The following is a 20,631-nucleotide window of genomic DNA, read 5'->3' on the forward strand; positions in this document are numbered from 1 at the left end:
TACCCCCTGCTACTACATGATCCAGTCCATCGATCTTAGGGAGCCGCCGGCATCCCGGGAAGCGGCGCCACCGCCGGAGGCTCACCACGCACTGAAGTAATTCGTATTAGCAGGTTGACTGACGCTTTTCGCTGACCGATGCTCGGTGATCACACCGGCCCCCCGCCGGTGTGATCACGAAAGGGCAGAGCATGTCCGATCCGATCCTCGACCGCCGCACGATCCTGCGCGCCGCCGCAGGCACGGCCGTCGCCCTCCCCGCGCTCTCCTCCCCCGCCGCCGCTGCCGCCGCCGGGCCCGCGGGCTTTCCCTCGTACGCCTACCTCGGCCGGTCGCTGAACACCTCGGCGCTGCGCTACAACCCGACCGGCGAGCTGATCTTCCCGTGCGTGCGCGGCACGTACGACCGCATGCCGGGCGGGCTCGGCAGGTACTACCTCTACTACGCCCCGCACGACGCGCCCGGCGGCATCTGCCTGGCCTACGGCGACTCACTCGCCGGGCCGTTCACCGAGTATCACGCCAACCCGATCGTCAGCCGGCAGTGGGGCCCGCACTTCAACGTCAGTCACGTGTCGTCACCGCACGTGCTCTGGCACGCCGCCTCCCGCCGCTGGTACCTGTACTTCCACGGCGAGAACAGCACGACCCGGCTCGCCACCTCGGCCAACGGGGTCGACTTCAGCTACCACGGCGTCGTGCTGAACACCTCGATGGTGCCCGGCATCTCGGAGGCCTCCTACGCGCGGGTCTTCGACCACGCGATCCCGGCGCGGGGCGCCCGGTACGTGATGGTGTTCATGGGCAACCACGGCGGCAACCGCAAGATCTTCTGGGGCTGGTCGGGCGACGCGGTGAGCTGGCAGTTCGCCCCGAACCCGCTCATCTCCCCCGCGGGCGACGGCCTCACCGACCTGAGCGGGCCGCACCTGCTCAAGCGCAACGGCACCACGTACGTCGTCTACCACGGCAACTCGGGCAAGATGTACCTCACCGAGGTCGGCAACTCCTTCGACCGGGAGGTGCACCTCGGCGTCTTCCACACCCCGCTGACCGGCGGCCCCGACTCCCGGCGCTCGGCCGCCCCGGCCTTCGGCACCGACGGCGGCGTCTCGTACATGTTCTACGAGGCGGGCCAGCGCGGCTCCACCGTGATCGCCGTGGCCCGCGCCACCTCCTGATCCCGTACCCCCTCGGCCCCGCTGAGCCCTGCCCTGTCCCTCCCGGGTTCGGCGGGGCCGGGCGTCGCCCGCCGCGTGCTTGCCGGCCGGCGAGTCCGCGAAGATCAGGTCGAACGGCCCGAGCGCGGACAGCATCTCCAGCGCGTCGCCCGTGCGGAACTCCACGAACCCCGGCCACTCCCCCTGCCGCGCGAGCCCGGCGCGCCCGGCGTCGCGCTCGATGGTGGTGACGGTGACGTCCGTGCGCGGCGTCAGCCCGGACACGAGCCAGGCCGTCCCCACTCCCGTCCCGGTCCCGATCTCCAGCACCCGCGCCCGCGCCGGCAGCCCCGCGGCGAGCACGGCGAGGAGCCGTCCGACACCCGGGTCGCACGAGTACGCGAACCCGGCCCGCTCGGTGGCCCGCCGTACGAGATCCTCCATGAGCACAGGATTCCCTATGCTGCCGACCCATGACGATCGACGGCGACTACGGTCTGCCCGGTTCGCTCGGCAGGGTGCTGCGGGCGGTGGCGGACGAGCGGGTGGCGCAGGATCGGCGGTGGGGCGTCCAGGAGGGCCTCACCGACGGCACCGGCCCGCAGCACGGCGACGAGGCGGAGCGGGCGAAGCGGGAGACCGGGGAGGCGTCCCGCGAGGGGCGGCTGACCTGGCGGCACGTGCTGGTGGAGGAGGTGCTGGAGGCGTTCGCCGAGGAGGACCCCGACCGGTTGCGGGCGGAGCTGACGCAGGTGGCGGCCGTGGCGGTCAAGTGGATCCAGGACATCGACCGGCGCGCCGCCCGGGACCGGTTCCGGGCGATCGTGGACGTGCACGTCCTGCTGGTCCGCGACGGCGAGGTGCTGATGGGGCGCCGATCCGGCACCGGGTACGCCGACGGGCTGTGGCACCTGCCGAGCGGCCACCTGGAGGCGGGCGAGTCGGCGACGGAGGCGGCGGCGCGGGAGGCCCGCGAGGAGGTGGGCGTCCGCGTCGACCCCGCCGACCTGGTCTTCGCCCACGTGATGCACCGGGCACCGGAGCGGGTGGGGCTCTTCTTCGTGGCGGAGAGGTGGGCGGGCGAGCCGTACAACGCCGAGCCGCACAAGTGCTCCGAGCTCGGCTGGTTCCCGCTGGACCGGCTGCCGCAGGACACGGTCGGCTATCCGGCCGAGGCGCTGCGCGGCATCGGGCGCGGTGAGGCTTTCGGCCTGTACGGGTTCTAGCCCGGCGGATACTTGGCCGGGTCGGCGCGCCCGCGGCCGGCGAAGTCGTCGGCCAGTTCGGTGATGGTCTCGCGGCCTTCCAGCAGATACAGCCAGGCGACCGGCAGGGCGTCCTCGCCGCGCACGGCGCCGAGAAGATTGCCGGTCATGGAGCCGGTGGAGTCGCTGTCGCCGGAGTGGTTGACGGCCAGCAGCAGCGCCGCGGCGAAGTCCTTCTCGCGCGTGAGCGCGCAGTAGACGGCGATGGCCAGCGCCTCCTCGGCCACCCATCCCCCGCCGAGGCTCTCCACCCGCTCCGGGCTCGGCTCGCCCTTTCCTGCCAGCTCGTCCGCCGCCCGCAGGGCGACGCTGGTCTCCTCGTGCCCGGGGTACGTGGCCAGCAGGCGGAGCGTCTCGTGGACCGCCTCGTACAGGGTCAGATCCTCGGCCACGAAGTGGACGAGGGCGGCGAAGGCGCCGGCCGCGTAGTAGCCGGTGGGGTGGCCGTGGGTGATCCGCGCGCAGGCGGCGGCCAGCTCGAACGCCTCCCGCGCGGAGCCCCCGAGAAGCCCGAACGGCGCCGACCGCATGACGGTGCCGCAGCCCTTGGAGTCGCGGTTGACCGGCCCCGGCTCTCCCAGGGGCCCGTCCCGGCCGGGCCGCGCGCGCAGCCCCGACAGGCACGCGTTGCCGGGCGCCCGCCGCGCGTACAGCCACCGCTGCTCGCGCAGCCAGCCCGTACGGTGGTGCGGGTCGCCGGGCGGGGGCGGGGCGTCGTGCCGCTGGGTGTCGAGCCAGCGCAGGTAGGCGGACCGGACCACCTCCGCGGTGTCCGCGAACCCCCGGGTGGCGGCCCTCAGCTCGGCCCTGATCAGCCCTTCCAGCGTGAAGAGCGTCATCTGGGTGTCGTCGGTGATCAGCCCCGCGCGGCCGATCCCGTCGGTCACCATGCCGGTGACCCCGGCCTGCCCGTGACGGGCGCGGATGCCCGCGATGGACTCGAACTCGATCGCCCCGCCGAGCGCGTCGCCGATCGCCCCGCCCAGCACGCATCCGCGGACCCGGCTGCGGTACGTCACTTCCGCCATGGCCCACACCTTATGCCCGGCCTTGTCGCGTACGGGATGGATGGGCGCGGCCCTGTCAGTGGGCGTGCGCGTGGCCGAACGTCCAGGTGATCGTGGAGGTGAGGGCGTTCTCGCGGTACGCGGGATCGCGGATGAAGCCGGTGGAGTCGGAGACGACGACGGTATAGGTGCACGAGTGCTTCGACCGCAGGTCCTTGCGCCCGCACCACGGAGCCTCGGGCTTGCCGCGCTGCTTGGGCGGCTTGTGCTCGCCGGCCTGCACGGAGGCCAGGCCGGCCCACTCCGCGATCTCGTGCCCGTTGACGAACCACCGGGTGGACACGGTCGGGATGTCGACGTGGGTGACGGTCAGGGTGGCCGACTTGCGGATCGGCCTGTCGCTCGGCGGGGTGGCGGCGTCGACGATGCCGGTCAGCTCGTAGAACTTGCGGGTCATCTCCTCGCGGCCGACCGAGTTGAAGGGCTTGCGCAGGGTGCGCATCAGCGAGTCGTCGCTGGGCCGGTGGATGCCGAGATTGTGGTAGTAGGCGCCTTCGAAGGCGCCGATGACGCCGCCGTCGGGGGTCTCGGCCCCGAGCCAGCGCCACCACTTGGTCCGCCGCGCGGTCTGCTCTCCGGCGTCGTGGACGGAGACGTTGGCGTCCGGCGGCTCCTCGCCGGTGTAGACGCTGCCGTCGTCGGGATAGGCCCAGTACGGGTACTCGTCGGCGAGGTCGCCGAGGGAGTGGCCGAGCTCGTGGGGAAGGATCTCCGGGCCGGAGACGTGTCCGCCGGAGAAGGTGACCAGGTCCTCCTCGATGTAGCCGGCTCCGCCGTACGTGCCGCTGTTGACGACCACGGCGATCTGGTCGAAGGCGGGCGCCAGGGCGGCGTAGGACTCGGCGGCGGGCACGTCGACGCAGACCAGGCGTGCCAGCCCGTCGCAGTAGTAGGTGCTGTGGAGCGCGGTGTCCTTCTCGATCCCTTCGGCGGGGTCGTTGTCGGAGCCGGACTCGTTGGAGACGACGTTGACCTGCCAGACGTTGAACAGCTTCCGGTAGCTCTTGAACGGCTCGCGCTCGGCCAGCAGGTTCCAGCTGGTCTCCACCTGGGAGGTGTAGCGGTCCATCTCGGACTCGGTGAAGCCGTCGCCCAGGTAGACCAGGTCGATGCGCTTGTCGCTGGGGCCGTTCACCTCGATGGGCGTCACGGTGGCGGACGGCGCCTGCCGGGACCTCGCCCGCGGGCCGATCTCGCCCGGCACGTCGGTGTAGCCCCGCGGCCCGCTCTCGTCGAAGATCTCCACCTTGTGGTCATCGGACGCGGTCGCGGGCGGGACCGAGAAACACGTCGCGAGGAGTACGCCCCCCACGACCAAGCCAAGTTTGCGCATATTTGTCTCCATCGACAGCGATATGGCGCAGATTGTTCGCGGCTGCGCGTTCATGGGGCAATAACGCTGCGGTGTCGATCCGGGCCGGCGGCGGAGGGCGCCCGGCGGGCCGCAGGTCGGCACGCCACATAACCCGGGAGTTATCCCCTTTCGGGATGGCCCTCCTCGTGGGTACGGGCACCCACGCGCGCCCGATCACCCTAGGGTTATGTCGTACTAGATTGGCCGCATGCAGCTGGAGTTGCGGCACCTTCGGACGTTGTGCGAGATCGCGAACGCGGGCAGTCTCAGCAAGGCGGCGGTCGTCCTGGGCGTCTCGCAGCCCGCTCTCACCGCCCAGTTGCGGCGGATCGAGGCCACGCTCGGCGGGCAGATCTACCGGCGCGGCCGGCTGGGCATGACCCCGACCCCCTTCGGCCGGTTCGTGCTGATCCGGGCCAGAGCGGCGCTCCAGATCGTGGACGAGCTGATGACGGACACCACGCCCGCCCCGGACCGGCCGCGCGTCGCCCGGATGGGCGGCTACGCCAACCCGGTGCTCGGCGGCCTGCTGCGCAGGCTGTTCGGGACGCCGGGCACGCCGATCACCGTGCACACCGAGCACTCGCCCCGCCTGCTCATGGACCTGCTCGCCTCCAAGCGGCTGGACGCGGCCACGCTCGTCGACTACCCCGGCCACGAACTCGCCGTGCCCGCCGCGATAGGCGTGCGCCCCATCGCCATGGAGCCCGTCTTCGTCGCGATGGCCGCCGGCCACCCTCTCGCGTCACTCGAAGAGGTGCCCCTCGCCCGGCTGGCCGACGACGACTGGGTCCTGTCGCCTCCTGACGGGGCGGGCTGGCCCGAGTGCTTCGTGACGGCGTGCCGGGACGCCGGCTTCGCACCTCGGGTGCCGCACATCATGATCGAGGCGCCGATGATCCGGCTGCTCGTCGCCGCGGGGCAGGCCGTCACGCCGTGCCAGGCCACGTTCCCGCCCGGCGACGGCATCGTGGTCCGCCCGCTGGCGGGCGCCCCGCTGTGGATGAGGCACCTCGTCGCCTGGCGCCTCGACGGCGCGCTCGCCGACCGGGCGGGCGAACTGGTCGCCCTCGCCACGCAGGCCCATCAGGAGGCGCTGGCCGCCCACCCGGTCTACAGCGCCTGGCAGGCACGAGGTCACTTCGGAGGTGATCCGCGACACTGAGCGGGCCGCTCCCCCGGCACGTGCGGGGAAGCGGCCCGATGCGGTGCTACTGGGGCAGCGGGGCCACCTCGCGCACCTTCTCCGCGGCGGCGGCCAGCGCGTCCCTGGTCACCTCAGGCGCCTCGCCCTGCTTGTTCTGCGGCAGCGGCTTCACCTTCTTGCAGGCGGACGGGTAGCGGTCGCAGTAGCTCTGGGTCGTGCCGACTGACGTGGCGTTCAGCATCGCGTGGCCGGTGGCCCGGGTCAGCGTGTCGGTCGCGGCGTTGAAGATCTCGTTGAGCCGGCGCGAGTCGGCCGGGTTGTTGACCCGCAGCGGGGTGCCGGTGCCGGTCGACATGCCGAAGATCGTGTCGCCGTCGCCCAGCGTGTGGATCGGGCTGATCGCGCGGGCCAGACCGTCCTGGGAGTTGCCGGCCATCCGCGCGGCGGCGGCCTTCTCCAGCGGCGCGTTCGTGGCGACCACGGCGATCGTGGTGTTCAGCGACGGGGCGTCGGCCTTGGCTTCCGGCCGGCACTCCTTGGCCTTCGGCGTCTCCAGGCCGCGGAACTCGCCCGCCACCTCGTACCGGGCCGCGAACAGCGAGCAGTCGCGCGGGTCGACCGGCGAACCGGCCGAGTTCACCACCACGATGGCGCCGACCACGGTGCCGTCGCTGAGGGTCATGCTGGCGGTGCCGACGCCGCCCTTCAGCCCGCCCGCGCGGGCACCGGTGCCGCCGCCGACGACGCCCTGACGTACCGGCCCTTCCTTGGCGGCCTGCGCGGCGAGGTAGCCCCACTCGGGCGTGGTACGGGCCTTGAAGTTCCCGCCCCGGCCGAGGTCGAAGATGTCGGCGGCGGGGACGATCGGCGCGACTCCCGAGCCGACCCTGACGCCCTCGCCGCGCTCCTCCAGCCAGCTGATGATGCCGTCGGTGGCGGACAGCCCGTACATGCTGCTGCCGCCGAGCATCACCGCGTTCACGCCGGGGTTGGAGTTGAGCGGGTCGAGCAGGTCCGTCTCCTTCGTGGCGGGGGCGCCGCCGCGCTGGTCGACGCCGGCCACGGACATCGTCGGGGTGTAGATCACGGTGGTGCCGGTCAGGTAGGGCGCCCTGGCCGACTGGACCTGCCCGACCTTGATGCCGGGCACGTCGGTGATCGCGTTGTCGGGGCCGGGCAGCCCGGGGGTGTTCGCGGCGGTGGCGGCCTGCGCGGACGCGCTTCCGGGGACGGTGAGCATCAGTGCTCCGGCCAGCAGTGCGACGAGGCGTGGCTTCATGGATCCCTCATTCCAGTGGGGGGCGGGAAGGGACGTCGGGGAGTGCGCGCGCTACTGAGTGCACTGAGGCTACTGGTCGGACCAGCAAAGGTAAAGATCGTAGTGTGCCGATTTGTAGCTATAGTCGGCGTTTTCGCCAGTACGTCCGCGATCGCGTGAGTTCGCCGGCCCCCTGCCGGAAGGACGTCCGACGTTGGGCGTCGATTAACACGGCCTCCCTAGCGTGCCCGACATGAAACGTGCACTGCTCGCCCTCGGTGTCGCCACGCTGGTCACCGGCCTCGCCGCGCCCGCCGCGGCCAAGCCCGCCGCCCCCGGCCGGGCCACCCTCACCGGGTTCGCCTCGCTGCCCGCCGAGACTTTCGTACCGAACAGCGAGACCTCGGGCACCCAGCTCGGCCCCGACCCGGTCAACGGCCTCACCCCGCCCTTCGCCGGCCAGCCCGTGCAGGGCTTCAGCGGCATCGTGCCCCGGGGCGGCGGCGTCTACGAGATGCTGTCCGACAACGGCTTCGGCAGTAAGGGCAACAGCGCGGACTACCTGCTGCGGGTGCACCGGGTCGAGCCCGACCTGCGGGGCGGCACGGTGAAGGTGCTCGGCGGGTTCGACCTCGCCGACCCCGACCGGCACATCACGTTCCCCATCACCAGGGAGGACCGCCGGCTGACCGGCGCCGACTTCGACGTGGAGTCGATCGTGCGCGCCACCGACGGCACCTACTGGATCGGCGACGAGTTCGGCCCGTTCCTGCTGCACTTCTCCTCGACGGGCAGACTGCTCGAAGCGCCCATCCCCCTGCCCGGCGTCCAGGCGCCGGAGAACCCGTTCCTGAACGGCGCCGAGCCGAACCTGGGCCGCAGCAAGGGCTTCGAGGGCATGGCGCGCTCGCTCGACGGCAAGCGGCTCTACCCGCTGCTGGAGGGCACCGTCAGCGGCGACCCGGCCGGCACCCTGCGCATGTACGAGTTCGACGTGCGCGAGCGGGCCTACACCGGCAAGCGCTGGACCTACCCGCTGGACGCCCCCGGCCACGCCATCGGCGACGCGGTCGTCGTGGACCGGAACCGGTTCCTGATCATCGAGCGTGACGGCGCCCAGGGCGACGCGGCCAGGACCAAGAAGATCTACCTGGCCGACGTCCGCGACCGGAACCACGACGGCGCCATGGACAAGACGCTCGTCGCCGACCTGCTCGACATCGCCAACCCCAAGGGCCTCGGCGGCTTCGGCAGGACGTTCCGCTTCCCGTTCGAGACGATCGAGGACGTGGCCATCCTCGACGACCGCACCCTGATCGTCGCCAACGACAACAACTTCCCGTTCTCCACCGGCCGCACGCCCGGCAAGCCGGACGACAACGAGTTCATCACCATCAAGCTGCCGCGCCCGCTGCACGCCACCCGCTGACCCTCATGTGCCCGTGCCCCTCCCGCCCTGGGAGGGGCACGGGCACGTCGCCTCCTCGGCGTGCACGGTGGAGCCGACCTCGTGGAAGAGCCCTCTTCCGGCCCTCCGCCGATCCGGCAGGTGGTGGCCATCCGGGAGACCGGCAGCAGTGAGCCGTCGCCCCGCTCGAACCACTGACGCTCCCCCTGCGCGGTGCCGCCGGTTCGGCCTGAGGGCTGACCTCCATGATCTGCCCTCGGTTACCCATGAGGACGGCAACGACCACGAGGTTGTGCTCGGCACCGAGACGGTGTGCGGAGGCTTGCCTGCCGGGGCCAAAACAGAAGGCACGTTCGTGATGAACGCGCCTTCCGGGGGGCCGTGGCCCCGGATAAGCATGTCGCCGTAGTGGCTGCTTCAAGCAGACCCCGGGCACTGGTGCGGGACATGCCGGTTCGGGCAGCAGATCATGCCGATCGTGGCGAACCGGCCGCCGTGCAACCACTCACCCCATTGCACGTCCACCCCGCGGGGCAACAGGTCGCGGGCGGACTGCAACCGATCTTTCATCGGGATGCGGTCGGGCCACAGCAGCGCGGTGCAGGTCCTGCCGTACTCCTCAGCCAGCCAGGCCACGGCGGGGCCGACCTGGTCGAAGGTGGCCGCGATCCGTGATGGGGGTTTGAGCAGCCAGTCGCCGGTCCGCATCGGAGGGAGGAGCGACGCGGGAAAGTCCGGCGAGGTGGGGCGGCGACCGGCCTCGTTCGCACGTTCCGATCCCGGGCCGGTCCACTGGTAGGCGTGCCAATGCATGGTGAGGCGCTCCGGGTACGGTTGGGGGCGGCGGCCCCTGCTTGCTGTGATCAGGCAGGGACCGCCGTCGACGCGGGTGATGCCTACAGAGTGGACAGGCCGGCGGCGCGAAGCTCGTCACCGGTGAACCGGAGCGTCCCGGCATCCGGGTTCTTCGAGTCACGCACCGCGTAAGCGTCCTCCACCCCCGGGATGGGCGCGATCAGGACACAGGAGTCCATCTCCTCCTCCTGCTGGTTGCCGCCACAGGCCCGGCTGAACGACACCCCTTCGAGGTGACAGCCATACAGATCCATTGCGTGGTCTTCCTTTCGTCCGAGCCCTCAGGGTCGGGCTCCGTTCTGGCCCACGAACGCTACCTATACCGGCCTATTCATGGCTAGTCCAAGCCCGACCTATACTGTTTGGTCTAGCTATGGAAGTCAGTGACGGTTTAGGGTTCGGCCGTGATGTTGCCTGATACGCCGTGGACTGAAGACGACTGGAATCCGGAGTTCTATCGGTACGAGCAGATCGCGGACTGGATCCAGCAACGGATCGAAGCGGGAGAATATCCTCCACGAACCGTGCTCTCCGAAATTCAGCTCCAGGGATATTTCGGTACGGGACGCACCACCATTCGCAAGGCGTTCGAAATCCTCCGCGAGCGCGGGCTGATCATCACGAAGCCCGGCAGAGGATCCGTGGTCATGCGAAGGGCAGGCACAACGGACTGATATTCAAGCACTGGTTACCCCGCTTGGCACCTGTCACTTGACCACGGCGTTGCGCCAGTAGCGGACGCTCGTCGCACCGATGACATCGGCATACTCCTGATATATCTCCTCCAGACAAGCCAGGAGCGCTTGAGCGTGCTTCTCAAGACCAAGAACGGTGAGCGAACGCAGGATCCTGCTGATACGCAAGAAATTGTGGTTGTACGGGGTGAGCCATACAGAGGCTCGGTCGGAGAAGTCACCACCGGGTGAGACCCGAGGCGACTCGAAGGGACCGTCGAGCCTCAAGCCATAGAAGGCGAGCATCCGGAGCAAGGATTCCGTCAGCTCGTCCTGAAGGCCGCGATCGGACCTGAACGCCTCGATGTCGTTCTCGTTGAGGACTGGTGCGTTGTGATTCGCCATACTGGGCTCTGGTAGCGGGAAAAGCCACTGGATGTAGTCGTGGACCGCTTCCAGGGCAAGGAAGTCCTGGCTGCGGACATCATCAAGCGAACGTCCGCGGTCATCGGTGCCGATCTGCCGGTAGAAGGCGACGACAGCGCTGGTTTTCATAGGCTCTTCACGTTGATGTCGGCTCGCAGACGCTTACAGCGATTCTGAGGAGATGTGCCGCCTCCCGGAGGGAGACTTGGGGAGGACTCTTGTCGTCAGCACGGAAGACGACCACGTTGATGCCGATTCTTCGGTAAGCGTCAGCGTAAAGAATCTCCGACCAGGCGAGCAGCTGGGCAAGGAGTGCACGGGTGGGCTTGATCGAGCCGTGCCCGGCACCGAGTAGAGGAAGATACACGGCGGACAGACGACGGTCGCGGGCCACGGTGCTCGCCCTGCGAGCGATCAGAGCCAGCGCCACCGGATCCGCCCGTAGCCCCTCGCCCTCCCGTTCGGTGGTGGCGGCAGCAACCAGCAGGTGAAAGTTCCCTTCCAGGGGTCGGTCGATGTAGGCCGCCGTCCCCAGCCTGTAGCTGCGGGTCTCCTTGCCGTTGATCTTGACGATCTGGGCAGGCATACCAGCCAGACTCTCGGCGATGGCCCGCTCCAGATCGGCGACGCGCCCCCTGTAGTGGGCATGGACGAAGGCCCCCGCGGCGCTTCTGGTGTCACTCAGGCACGTGCCGTTGAAGTACTCGTTGGCGGGCAGGACGATCAGAGCGCACGACGGGTCGCCGGCGATCTCTTCTATGCGGCCGAGCCTGATGGACAGTTCATTCTCACCGATGCGCGTACTGACGGAGTCAGCGTCCGAGGTGATTCTTATTCGACGCTTGGCAGGCACGGGAAAGGCCATGGCGGGAGTTTGCAAGGTGCTGACGGCGGCGAGTACAACGAGTCCCAACCCCACCAAGGCCACCGGATAGACCGGAGCCGCGAGCGGCACTATATCCAGCTTGGCGATATCCTTGACCTGAAAGAAAGAGACAAGAAGAAATAGAGTGCCGATCGCCAGAGCGATGACCTGGAACCTGACCTGGACTAACGCTTCGATCATGCCTTGCATAGGGCTGGCATCCTTGGCTGTCACCTGCGTTTCTGGCCTGGATCGTACATCAGCCGGCTGGAGCGTCACTTAGGAAAATCACTCCTGGACGTCTCCGATCAGCTACTCTCTCGCCGGCACCCACTGGCGCGGACAGATCATCTCGGTGCACAATCGGCCCGTGAAGGCGTACGTCGGAGTCACCGACGGTGACTGGTATCGCTTCCTCGCGGCACGCCCCGCCCTGACCGAGGCGAACTTCTGGCGGCCCTCGGGAAAGGGCGAGTTCAAGGTCCTCCGGCCGGGCGAGCCGTTCCTGTTCAAAACCCACCACCCACACAACCGGGTAGTCGGCGGCGGCTTCTTCGCCCGTTTCGTCAAGCTGCGCGTCTCCGAAGCCTGGGAGATCTTCGGCGAGGCCAACGGCGCCTCCACCCTCCATGAGATGCGTGCCCGAGTCGGCCACTATCGAAGAGAACCGATCTCGCCAGCTGACGACCCCGTGATCGGCTGCGTCTTACTTCGGGACACCTGCTTCTTCCCTCTCGACGCCGACGCCGGCCCTCCCCCGGCGTTCGCCGCCAACATCGTCCAGGGCAAGGGGTACGATCTCGCCACCCATCCGGACGCCCGGTTCTTCCACGACGTCGTCACCCGGCTCCTCGGCGGCCATGTGGAGATCGACCTGAGCGAGCCGTGGCATCTCGGCGGCCCGGTGTTCGGCGATCCCCGCCTGGTGCCGCAACGACTCGGCCAGCAGGCGTTCAAGGCCGTGGTCCTGGACGCCTACGACCGGCGCTGCGCCATCACCGGCGACAAGATCCGTCCCGTTCTGCAGGCCGCGCACATCCGGCCCGTCCACCGAGGCGGCGAACACCGGCTCGACAACGGACTGCTGCTCCGCTCCGACGTGCACACCTTGTACGACCGCGGCTACCTCGCCGTCGATCCGTCGTACAAGCTGCTGGTCAGCCCTCGATTGCGCGAGGAGTTCGGCAATGGCCGCCAGTTCTACGAGCGGGCCGGGCACCAGATCGCCCTCCCCCGCCAGCGGCCGGACCGGCCGCAGCGGGAAGCCCTGGAGTGGCATCTGGACGAGATCTTCCTTCGCTGACGGTCCGACCCAGCCTCCGATCTTGAGGGACACAGGCCCCAGAAGCGTCGCATGAGGTATACGCGGTAAACCTTCCGGGTATACGTTGTACACATGTCAGTGGCGAAGACGGCCGACAGGGTCGCCGAGGCCGCGCGCGCCATCCTCGAGACCGAGGGCGTCGAGGCCGTGACCATGCGCCGGGTGGCTGACGCCGTAGGCATCACCGCCATGGCGATCTACAAGCACTATCCGAACCGTGAGGCGCTCCTGGCCGCCGTGGCCGATCGCGCTCTCCGCGAACTCGGGGCGAGCTGGGGCGGACGCGACGGCGGCTGGGAGTCACGCGCGATGGGGCTGCTGGACGACTTCCTCGACTTCGCCCTCGGGTCACCGCACCTGTACCGCTTCCTCATCACCGATCGGCGTGAACGGGCGCGGCGGTTCCCTGACGGCTTCAGGGACGGCGCCTCACCGTCGTTCACGAAGATCGTCACCTTGGTCGAGGAGGGCATGCGGGCCGGCCTGCTGCGCCCGGACGATCCGCTGGAGGTCGCGATGACGGTGACGGCCACCGCCCAGGGCCTGGTGCAGCTCTATCTCGGCGGCCGTATCGGGCTGGCAGAGGACGAGTTCCGGGCTCTGTGCACGCGTGCGACGAGGAGGGTCCTCGATGGCGTCCGAGCGTAGGCCGCGCCGCTGGAGACGGCGGGCGTGGATCGCGGCCGGTGTTGCCCTGGCCGTCCTGGTCGCCGGGCTGGGTTACAGCGCCTGGTTCGGGAGCGACCAGGCGATCAAGGTACGGCGCTGGGGGGCGGGAGACGTCATGGTGCTGGCCTCCGGCGACCGTACCGTGACCCTGGCCGACACGCCGGCGACGCGCAAGCCCGGCACGTACTGGCTGGAATGGAGCGGCGCCGGCACCATGCTCGGCGAGGTGACGTCACGGGGCGGCGGCAAGGTGACCCGCGCGGTGCTGGACGGCGCGGTCCCGTCCATCGGCACCTCCGGCAGCCTCAACGTGGCCCCTCCCGGGGATCCGGAGGTGGCGTGGGGCCTGGACTACTCCGAGATCACGGTGCCGACCGAGCTCGGTCCGGCGCCCGCCTGGCACGTCCCCGGCGACGGCACCACCTGGTTCGTCGCCGTCCACGGCCAGAACGCCAGGCGCAAGGCCGTCCAGAAGGTGCTTCCCGTCGTGCACCGGCTCGGCATGCCGTTCCTGGCCATCACCTACCGCAACGACGAGGGCGCCCCGGCCTCCCCAGACGGGCTGATCCATCTGGGCGACACGGAGTGGCGGGACCTGGAGGCGGCCGTCCGCACGGCGCGGGGCCTGGGGGCGCGGCGCGTCGTCCTCTACGGCACGTCCATGGGAGGCGTCGTGGCCGGCCAGTTCCTGGCGAGATCACCGCTGGCGGATCTCGTCTCCGCGGTCATCATGGACGCGCCCCCGTACGATCTGGAGCGCGTGAGCGAGTGGAACGCCGCCCGGTTCGGCATGCCCGCCTTCGCCGGATGGCTCTCCAGCCGGGTGGTGGAATGGCGGATCGGCGTCGACCAGGACGCCCTTCACCTGATCCGTCATCCGCCCGCCGTCAGGCCTCCGCTCCTGCTGATCCACACGGACGACGACACCGAGGTCCCGGTGGGCTCCTCCCGGGAGCTCGCCGCCGCCGGGCCGCGTCTGGGCTGGGACATCCGGTACGAGGAGTTCCCCGGCGGTGACCACACCGAGGCGTGGAACGTCGACCGGCCGAGGTACGACCGGCTCGTCCACGACTTCCTGACCGCGCACGCCGGGGCCGTTCCCTGACGGCGGCCGCCCTCTTGAACTGGGGCCTCCGTGCCAGCACGCTGAATCCACCATCGGAACCCTGGAGGCCGTGATGACCCCCCGCGACCTGATAGACCCCGAGAGCCGTGGCCCGCTGGACGCGCTGCTCGGCATGCTGCCCGGCGGCTTCAACACCATCCCCGACATCGTCCAGCGCCGGGCCGTCGTCTCAGGCCTGCTGGGCGCCATGGAGGTGCCCGACAACCCGAACGTCGTCAAGGAGGACCGGACCATCCCCGGCCCCGACGGCGAGCCTGACATCGCCGTGCGGATCTACCGCCCGGCCGACGCGGCGGGGCAGTTGCCCGGCGTCTACTACATCCATGGTGGCGGCATGATCCTCGGCGACATCGCCGGTGAGGACGCCACCGCCACGATGATCTGTGACCGGGTCGGCGCCGTCGTGGTCTCCGTCGAGTACCGGCTGGCCCCCGAGCATCCGCATCCCGCCCCGGTCGAGGACTGCTACGCCGGCCTGGCGTGGACCGTGAAGAACGCCGCCGACCTGGGCCTGGACCCCGCGCGGCTGGCCCTCTACGGCGGCAGCGCCGGCGGCGGGCTGGCCATCGGCACGGCGCTGCTGGCACGTGACCGCGGCGGGCCGGCGATCTCCTTCATGATGCCGATCTATCCGATGATCGACGACCGGAACGAGACGCCGTCCAGCCAGGAGATCACCGACGTCGGCCTGTGGGACCGGGCGGGCAACATCGAAGCTTGGGCCTGGTACCTCGGCGGCAAGGACGCCGACCAGTACGCCGCCCCGGCCCGCGCCGAGGATCTGACCGGTCTGCCCCCGGCCTACATCGACGTCGGCACCGTCGACCTGTTCAGGGACGAGGACATCGCCTTCGCGCAGCGCCTCATGCAGGCGGGTGTCCCGACCGAACTGCACGTGAACCCGGGCAGCTACCACGCCTCGGAGAACTTCGCCCCGGACGCCGCCCTTTCCCGGCGCATCTGGGACCAGCGGATCGACGCCCTCCGCAGGGCCCTCGCCTGACGAATCGCCCGCGGCGCCGCCGCCGGTACGGAAGCCGCGCGGCGGCGTCATGCACGGGTGGCCTCCAGATCATGATTCACATGTTGACTTAAAGTAATCAGTCAACTACAAATCGAAGGGTTCCATCTCTCCAATCGAAAGGGACCCCGTGCGCCTCCTCAAGAGCACCTTCCTCGCCTGCACCGCCGCCGGATGCCTCCTCACTCTCGCGACGCCCGCCGTGGCCGCGGTTCCGGCGGGCAACGCGCCCTCGTGCGTGGCCGTCTGGCAGACCAAGGGCATCGTCACCAAGACGGGTTACGCCCGCAACGACTGCCGCTACCGACTACGACTGAAGATCAAGTGGGCGCGGGGCACCGACGGCGACTGCTCCACCGTCGATCCGGGCCGGACCATCTCCTCCAAGGTCGCGCGGGGCCCGCGCAACTTCGACGGCGCGGACATCTGCTGACGGCACGCGGAAGGGGCCGTCCGTCTCCGACAGGGAGAACGGGCGGCCCCTCGGCATATGAGCGACGGGTTGCCAACGTCGTCTCCAAGAGAGACAATGTTTCCGGCGCCTCGAGGGGCGGGGCGCCGGACGTGGGTAATACTGGAGATCCGCGAAGGAGGCCGGAAGGGACGAGCTGGTGCGCCCATGACCGAGCGCTACCTCGGTGTCCTCGGCGTCGCCGAGGCCCTGGGAGTCAGCCGGCACGCCGTGCACAAGTGGCGCACGCGCTATCCGGCGGGCTCCGAGCACGCGTTCCCCGAGCCGGACGTCGAAGTCGACGAGACGCCGGGCTGGCGGGCCGATCGGCTGGAGGAGATCCGCCGATGGCGTGCGGGGCTGCCGGGGCGCGGGTCCGGTGGCGGGCGTCCCACCGCCGCGCGTCAGGAGTATCTCAAGGCGGCGATGGCCCTCGGCCTGGACCGCGACGAGGCGCTCCGCGCACTGGCCACGTTCGCGGCGGAGTTCCCCGAGATGAGCGAGCCGGAGCTGTGCGCCTGGCTCGTCGAGAAATTCCGCCGCTGACCTTCTTCCACGGACTGGAAAGGGATGACGCATGCCCGAAATCAGTGGGCTGACCGCACCGGGGTTCGAAGCGGTACGTGACGCGTTCGCGGCCAACCTGGCCTCCGGGCAGGAGGTCGGCGCGGCGGTCAGCGTGTACCTGCACGGACGCCAGGTCGTCGATCTGTGGGGCGGGATCGCCGATCCCGGGACCGGCCGCCGATGGGAGCGCGACACCCTTCAGGTCGTCTACTCCACCACCAAGGCGGTCACGGCGACCTGCGCGCTCCTGCTGGCCCAGCGGGGCGAGCTCGACCTCGACGCTCCCGTGGCCCGTTACTGGCCCGAGTTCGCGGCGGGCGGCAAGGAGCGCGTCCTGGTCCGGTGGCTGCTCACCCACCAGGCCGGCCTGCCCGCTCTCGACCAGCCGGTCACCCCGGCCGAGGTGATCGCCTGGGAACCCGTGGTGAAGGCGCTGGCCGCCCAGCGGCCGTACTGGGAGCCGGGCACCGGGCACGGATACCACGCGCTCACGTACGGATGGCTCGTCGGCGAGGTCGTCCGCAGGGTGAGCGGCCGGAGCGTCGGCGCGTTCCTCGCCGAGGAGATCGCCGCGCCGCTCGGCCTGGACCTGTGGATCGGCCTGCCGCCGTCCGAGCACCACCGGGTCAGCCGCATCCTCACCGATCCGGGCGGCTTCGACCCCGCCGCGATCGACCTGGACTCCATCCCGGAGCCCATGCGCGAGGTGATGGCCGCCTACGCCGATCCGGAGTCGCTGACCGTACGCGCGATGACCCTCGTCCAGCCCGCGCTGGACCACAACGACCCGGCGGAGCAGGCCGCCGAGATCCCCGCCACCAACGGCATCTGCACCGCCCGCGCCCTGGCCCGCTTCTACGCCGCCCTCATCGGCGACGTGGACGGGCACCGCGTCCTCGCCCCCGCCACCCTCGCCGCCGCGACCGCGGAACAGGTCGCCGGCGTCGACCGCGTCCTGCGCGTGCCCGTCCGCATCGGCACGGGCTTCGGCCTGCCCACCCCGGACGCGTACTGGTACTCCCCTGCCGCGTTCGGCTTCGGCGGCATGGGCGGCTCGATCGGCTTCGCCGACCCGGAGAGCGGGCTGGCGTTCGGGTACGTGATGAACCGCGTCCGGGAGGGGGTGCCTGACACGCGGGCGTCGAGCCTGCTCGGCGCCGTCAGGCAGGCGATCGCCGCGCCGGCGAAGCGTCAGTGATCCTCGTCGAACAGCATGGCCTCCACCCGCCGGCGGTAGTCACGGTAGATCTGCCGGTAGCGTCCGGCGGCCCCGGAGCGGTCGCCGCGTTCGAGGAGTTCGAGGACCTCGCGGTAGCCGTCCAGCCACACGTTCCACACCTCGCTCTCGGCGGTGAGGGCGAGCACCCGCAGGGTGCGCGTGACGACCAGGTCGACATGGGTCTGTAGCTCGCGGTTGCCGCTCGCCAGGATGACCACCGTGCTGAAGTCGGCTCCCGCGGCGGCGGCGACCGTCGCGTTGCCGTGGCGCAGTCCCTCGGCGAAGTCGTCGAGTTTGCCGCGCAGGGCGGCGAGGTGCTCGTCGGTGAGGTTGTCGACGCCCCACTCGAAACCCGCGCAGGCCAGCACCATCATCACGTCGATGAGCTCGAGCGCGCTCTTCTGGGTCACCTGGGTGACCTGCCGTGTCCGGTTCGGCGAGATGTCGATCAGACCTTCGGCGGCGAGTTGGGTGACCGCCTCCCGTACCGGGGTGATGCTCACGCCGAGCCGGGCCGCGATCTCCGCGTCCTTGATCGCCGCGCCCGGCTTCAACCGTCCGGTGATGATCTCGTCTCGCAGTTGACGCAGGACCGCTTCTTTCCGCGTCAGCGGTACCGCAAAGGACATGGCGGCGCTCTCGCTCGGAGGGATCTGACGCGGCCATCCTACGAGTTCCTGACCAGTCCGGTCCGGCCCCCACCGGCGGGTTTCCCGTCGGGACGGGCTCTCACCTCGTGGATCCGGAGACTGTTGACGGAATGCAGAATGCATTTTACATTCGAGCTACTTCCAGATGACATGCGTGATGTTCAACCCCTGATCACGAAAGTGCAGGGTCCTCCCCGCTCGCGGCACGGCGTGCCGCGCGAACAGGGGCCAGCTGGTTCACCGAAGCGGCCGCGCCACACCAGGGCCCGCCGCCTCCTCCCCCGGATCCACCCTCCTGAGCTCATCACTCCGTGACCGCGGGGCGATGACGAGCACCCTCATGGCCGGGCGGCGCCCGTGGACACACGGCATCCGCCCGGCACCTGTCGAGGCATCACTTCCACCACCCCCCAGGAGGACGCATGTCCGCACCCCCCTCTGACTCTCAGCCCGCCTCGCGCGCCGTGCCCTCCTCCGTCGACGTCGTCGTCGTGGGCGCGGGCTTCTCGGGCATGTACCTGCTGCACAAGCTCCGGGAGATGAACCTGTCCGCGGTCGCCTTCGAAGCGGGCACCGACGTCGGCGGCACCTGGTACTGGAACCGCTATCCCGGTGCCCGGGTGGACGTGGAGAGCCTGGCGTACTCGTACTCGTTCTCGGAGGACCTCGAGCAGGAGTACGAGTGGCAGGAGCGCTACCCCACCCAGCCGGAGATCCTGCGGTACGCGCGGCACGTCGCCGACCGGTTCGACCTGCGCCGGGACATCTTCTTCCGGACACGCGTGAACGCCGCCGCGTACGACGAGCAGGGCCGGACCTGGCGGGTGCGCACCGAACACGGGGACGCCGTCACCGCCCGCTTCCTCGTCATGGCCACCGGCTGCCTGTCGGCCTCGAAGCTGCCGGAGATCCCCGGGCTCGACCGCTTCGCGGGCGCCACCTACCACACCGCGCACTGGCCGCACGAGGGCGTGGACTTCACCGGGCTGCGGGTCGGGATCATCGGTACGGGATCCTCCGGCGTGCAGTCGATCCCCGTCATCGCCGAGCAGGCCGCGCAGCTCACCGTCTTCCAGCGCACCCCCGCCTACAGTCTCCCGGCGCGCAACCGCAGGCTGCGCCCGGACGAGATCGCCGCCATGAAGGCGAACTACCGGGCGTTCCGCCAGGCCCAGAAGGAGTCGGGGTTCGGTGTCCCCACGCCGATCCCGACGAAGTCCGCCCTGGAGGTCTCCGACGAGGAGCGCGACGCCACCTTCGAGCGGGCCTGGGAGAGCGGCAGCCTGGTCAACCTGCTGACCGCGTACGCCGATCTCAGCATCGACCAGGCGGCCAACGACACGGCCAAGCGGTTCATCCACCGCAAGATCCACCAGATCGTCGAGGACCCGCGGACCGCCGCGGACCTGTGTCCCGAGTATCCCGTCGGGACCAAGCGCCCCTGTCTGGACACCGGCTACTACGAGACGTACAACCGGGAGAACGTGCACCTGGTCAACCTGCGACGCACCCCCATCGTGGAGATCACCGAGAGGGGCATCCGCACCTCGGACCAGGCGTACGAGTTCGACGTGATCGTCTACGCGACAGGGTTCGACGCGATGACGGGCGCGCTGACGAGCGTCGACATCCGGGGCAGGGGCGGGGCGTCGCTCGACGAGGCCTGGAGCGCCGGCCCTCGCACGTACCTGGGGATCAGCTCCGCGGGCTACCCGAACCTGTTCATGATCACCGGTCCGGGCAGCCCGTCGGTGCTCTCGAACATGGTCGTCTCGATCGAGCAGCACGTCGATTGGGTGACCGACGCGATCGCGTATCTCGACCACCAGGGCCTCACCACGATCGAGCCCACCCAGGAAGCCGAGGACGCCTGGGTGGACCATGTCAACCTGATCGCCGACGCCACCCTCTACCCCAAGGCGAACTCCTGGTACATGGGGGCCAACGTGCCCGGCAAGCCGCAGGTCTTCATGCCCTACGCCGGCGGTGTCGGCGAGTATCGCAAGACGTGTGACGAGATCGCCGCCCAGGGCTACAAGGGCTTCGCCCTCTCCGTCTGAGCCCGCCGGGACCACAAGAACACCCACTCCAGACCACCGGATTCATGACCCCCATGGAGGGCTCG

21 protein-coding genes and 1 pseudogene are annotated in these 20,631 nt (G+C 69.9%); 13 read left to right on the plus strand and 9 right to left on the minus strand.

Going from position 1 to position 20,631, the window contains the following annotated elements; all coding sequences use genetic code 11:
* Positions 1-191: 191 nt before the first annotated feature.
* Positions 192-1,181 (plus strand): hypothetical protein, encoded by a 990-nt coding sequence (locus tag ACIBF7_RS10290; protein WP_397196913.1) that lies wholly within the window; start codon positions 192-194, stop codon positions 1,179-1,181.
* Between the two features lie 93 nt (positions 1,182-1,274).
* Here the strand turns inward: ACIBF7_RS10290 and ACIBF7_RS10295 are convergent.
* Positions 1,275-1,604, minus strand: a pseudogene (locus ACIBF7_RS10295) (O-methyltransferase); the annotation flags it as partial.
* A gap of 29 nt (positions 1,605-1,633) precedes the next feature.
* Here ACIBF7_RS10295 and ACIBF7_RS10300 point away from each other — a divergent pair.
* A complete protein-coding gene (locus ACIBF7_RS10300) occupies positions 1,634-2,386 on the plus strand; it encodes an NUDIX domain-containing protein (protein ID WP_364235148.1) in 753 nt (250 codons plus the stop codon).
* On the opposite strand, the gene ACIBF7_RS10305 is transcribed toward ACIBF7_RS10300, so the two are convergent.
* Entirely contained in the window at positions 2,383-3,453 is a 1,071-nt protein-coding gene (locus ACIBF7_RS10305; protein ID WP_271275832.1) for an ADP-ribosylglycohydrolase family protein, read from the minus strand. The two genes, ACIBF7_RS10300 and ACIBF7_RS10305, sit on opposite strands and share 4 nt — an antisense overlap.
* A 55-nt stretch (positions 3,454-3,508) precedes the next feature.
* Positions 3,509-4,825 (minus strand): M64 family metallopeptidase, encoded by a 1,317-nt coding sequence (locus tag ACIBF7_RS10310; RefSeq protein WP_397196914.1) that lies wholly within the window; start codon positions 4,823-4,825, stop codon positions 3,509-3,511.
* A 229-nt stretch (positions 4,826-5,054) separates the two neighbouring features.
* On the opposite strand from ACIBF7_RS10310, the gene ACIBF7_RS10315 reads away from it, so the two are divergent.
* Positions 5,055-6,011, plus strand: a complete 957-nt coding sequence (locus tag ACIBF7_RS10315) for a LysR family transcriptional regulator (RefSeq protein ID WP_397196915.1) — start codon at positions 5,055-5,057, stop codon at positions 6,009-6,011.
* A gap of 46 nt (positions 6,012-6,057) precedes the next feature.
* On the opposite strand, the gene ACIBF7_RS10320 is transcribed toward ACIBF7_RS10315, so the two are convergent.
* The gene (locus tag ACIBF7_RS10320) at positions 6,058-7,272 is read right to left on the minus strand and encodes a P1 family peptidase (RefSeq protein WP_397196916.1); all 1,215 of its coding nucleotides are present in this window, start codon (positions 7,270-7,272) and stop codon (positions 6,058-6,060) included.
* A gap of 232 nt (positions 7,273-7,504) precedes the next feature.
* Between ACIBF7_RS10320 and ACIBF7_RS10325 the strand changes: the two genes are divergently transcribed.
* On the plus strand, positions 7,505-8,680 hold the full coding sequence (locus ACIBF7_RS10325) for an esterase-like activity of phytase family protein (protein ID WP_364235134.1): 1,176 nt from the start codon (positions 7,505-7,507) through the stop codon (positions 8,678-8,680).
* 396 nt (positions 8,681-9,076) lie between these two features.
* On the opposite strand, the gene ACIBF7_RS10330 is transcribed toward ACIBF7_RS10325, so the two are convergent.
* Positions 9,077-9,367, minus strand: coding sequence for a hypothetical protein (locus ACIBF7_RS10330; RefSeq protein WP_271275829.1), 291 nt, complete (start codon positions 9,365-9,367; stop codon positions 9,077-9,079).
* A 188-nt stretch (positions 9,368-9,555) separates the two neighbouring features.
* Positions 9,556-9,768: a DUF397 domain-containing protein gene (locus ACIBF7_RS10335; protein WP_397196917.1), complete on the minus strand. Its 213-nt coding sequence runs from the start codon at positions 9,766-9,768 to the stop codon at positions 9,556-9,558.
* A gap of 153 nt (positions 9,769-9,921) precedes the next feature.
* On the opposite strand from ACIBF7_RS10335, the gene ACIBF7_RS10340 reads away from it, so the two are divergent.
* A complete protein-coding gene (locus tag ACIBF7_RS10340) occupies positions 9,922-10,188 on the plus strand; it encodes a winged helix-turn-helix domain-containing protein (RefSeq protein ID WP_271275849.1) in 267 nt (88 codons plus the stop codon).
* Positions 10,189-10,221: 33 nt separating this feature from the next.
* On the opposite strand, the gene ACIBF7_RS10345 is transcribed toward ACIBF7_RS10340, so the two are convergent.
* Complete coding sequence (locus ACIBF7_RS10345) at positions 10,222-10,743, minus strand: opioid growth factor receptor-related protein (RefSeq protein WP_271275827.1); 522 nt, start codon at positions 10,741-10,743, stop codon at positions 10,222-10,224.
* A 7-nt stretch (positions 10,744-10,750) separates the two neighbouring features.
* The gene (locus tag ACIBF7_RS10350; protein WP_397196918.1) at positions 10,751-11,689 is read right to left on the minus strand and encodes a macro domain-containing protein; all 939 of its coding nucleotides are present in this window, start codon (positions 11,687-11,689) and stop codon (positions 10,751-10,753) included.
* Between the two features lie 160 nt (positions 11,690-11,849).
* Between ACIBF7_RS10350 and ACIBF7_RS10355 the strand changes: the two genes are divergently transcribed.
* The 7 genes from ACIBF7_RS10355 (at position 11,850) to ACIBF7_RS10385 (ending at position 17,835) form a co-directional block, all read left to right on the plus strand.
* Positions 11,850-12,782 (plus strand): HNH endonuclease, encoded by a 933-nt coding sequence (locus tag ACIBF7_RS10355; RefSeq protein WP_397196919.1) that lies wholly within the window; start codon positions 11,850-11,852, stop codon positions 12,780-12,782.
* A gap of 93 nt (positions 12,783-12,875) precedes the next feature.
* Entirely contained in the window at positions 12,876-13,451 is a 576-nt protein-coding gene (locus ACIBF7_RS10360) for a TetR/AcrR family transcriptional regulator (RefSeq protein ID WP_397196920.1), read from the plus strand.
* The gene (locus tag ACIBF7_RS10365) at positions 13,435-14,577 is read left to right on the plus strand and encodes a prolyl oligopeptidase family serine peptidase (RefSeq protein WP_364228012.1); all 1,143 of its coding nucleotides are present in this window, start codon (positions 13,435-13,437) and stop codon (positions 14,575-14,577) included. The genes ACIBF7_RS10360 and ACIBF7_RS10365 overlap by 17 nt, the downstream gene beginning before the upstream one ends.
* Before the next feature lie 73 nt (positions 14,578-14,650).
* A complete protein-coding gene (locus ACIBF7_RS10370; protein ID WP_364228009.1) occupies positions 14,651-15,601 on the plus strand; it encodes an alpha/beta hydrolase in 951 nt (316 codons plus the stop codon).
* A 148-nt stretch (positions 15,602-15,749) separates the two neighbouring features.
* Positions 15,750-16,052 carry a hypothetical protein gene (locus ACIBF7_RS10375; RefSeq protein WP_148032174.1) on the plus strand — a complete coding sequence of 101 codons (303 nt, stop codon included), beginning with the start codon at positions 15,750-15,752 and terminating at the stop codon, positions 16,050-16,052.
* Between the two features lie 186 nt (positions 16,053-16,238).
* Positions 16,239-16,616, plus strand: coding sequence for a hypothetical protein (locus ACIBF7_RS10380; protein WP_219549009.1), 378 nt, complete (start codon positions 16,239-16,241; stop codon positions 16,614-16,616).
* Positions 16,617-16,647: 31 nt separating this feature from the next.
* The gene (locus tag ACIBF7_RS10385) at positions 16,648-17,835 is read left to right on the plus strand and encodes a serine hydrolase domain-containing protein (RefSeq protein WP_397196921.1); all 1,188 of its coding nucleotides are present in this window, start codon (positions 16,648-16,650) and stop codon (positions 17,833-17,835) included.
* On the opposite strand, the gene ACIBF7_RS10390 is transcribed toward ACIBF7_RS10385, so the two are convergent.
* Positions 17,829-18,485: a GntR family transcriptional regulator gene (locus tag ACIBF7_RS10390; protein WP_148032177.1), complete on the minus strand. Its 657-nt coding sequence runs from the start codon at positions 18,483-18,485 to the stop codon at positions 17,829-17,831. The two genes, ACIBF7_RS10385 and ACIBF7_RS10390, sit on opposite strands and share 7 nt — an antisense overlap.
* A 443-nt stretch (positions 18,486-18,928) precedes the next feature.
* Here ACIBF7_RS10390 and ACIBF7_RS10395 point away from each other — a divergent pair, with 443 nt between their 5' ends.
* Positions 18,929-20,566, plus strand: coding sequence for a flavin-containing monooxygenase (locus tag ACIBF7_RS10395; protein WP_397196922.1), 1,638 nt, complete (start codon positions 18,929-18,931; stop codon positions 20,564-20,566).
* Positions 20,567-20,631 lie beyond the last annotated feature (65 nt).

This window comes from Nonomuraea sp. NPDC050478 (assembly GCF_044458265.1).
GTDB classification, from domain to species: Bacteria; Actinomycetota; Actinomycetes; order Streptosporangiales; family Streptosporangiaceae; genus Nonomuraea; species Nonomuraea ferruginea.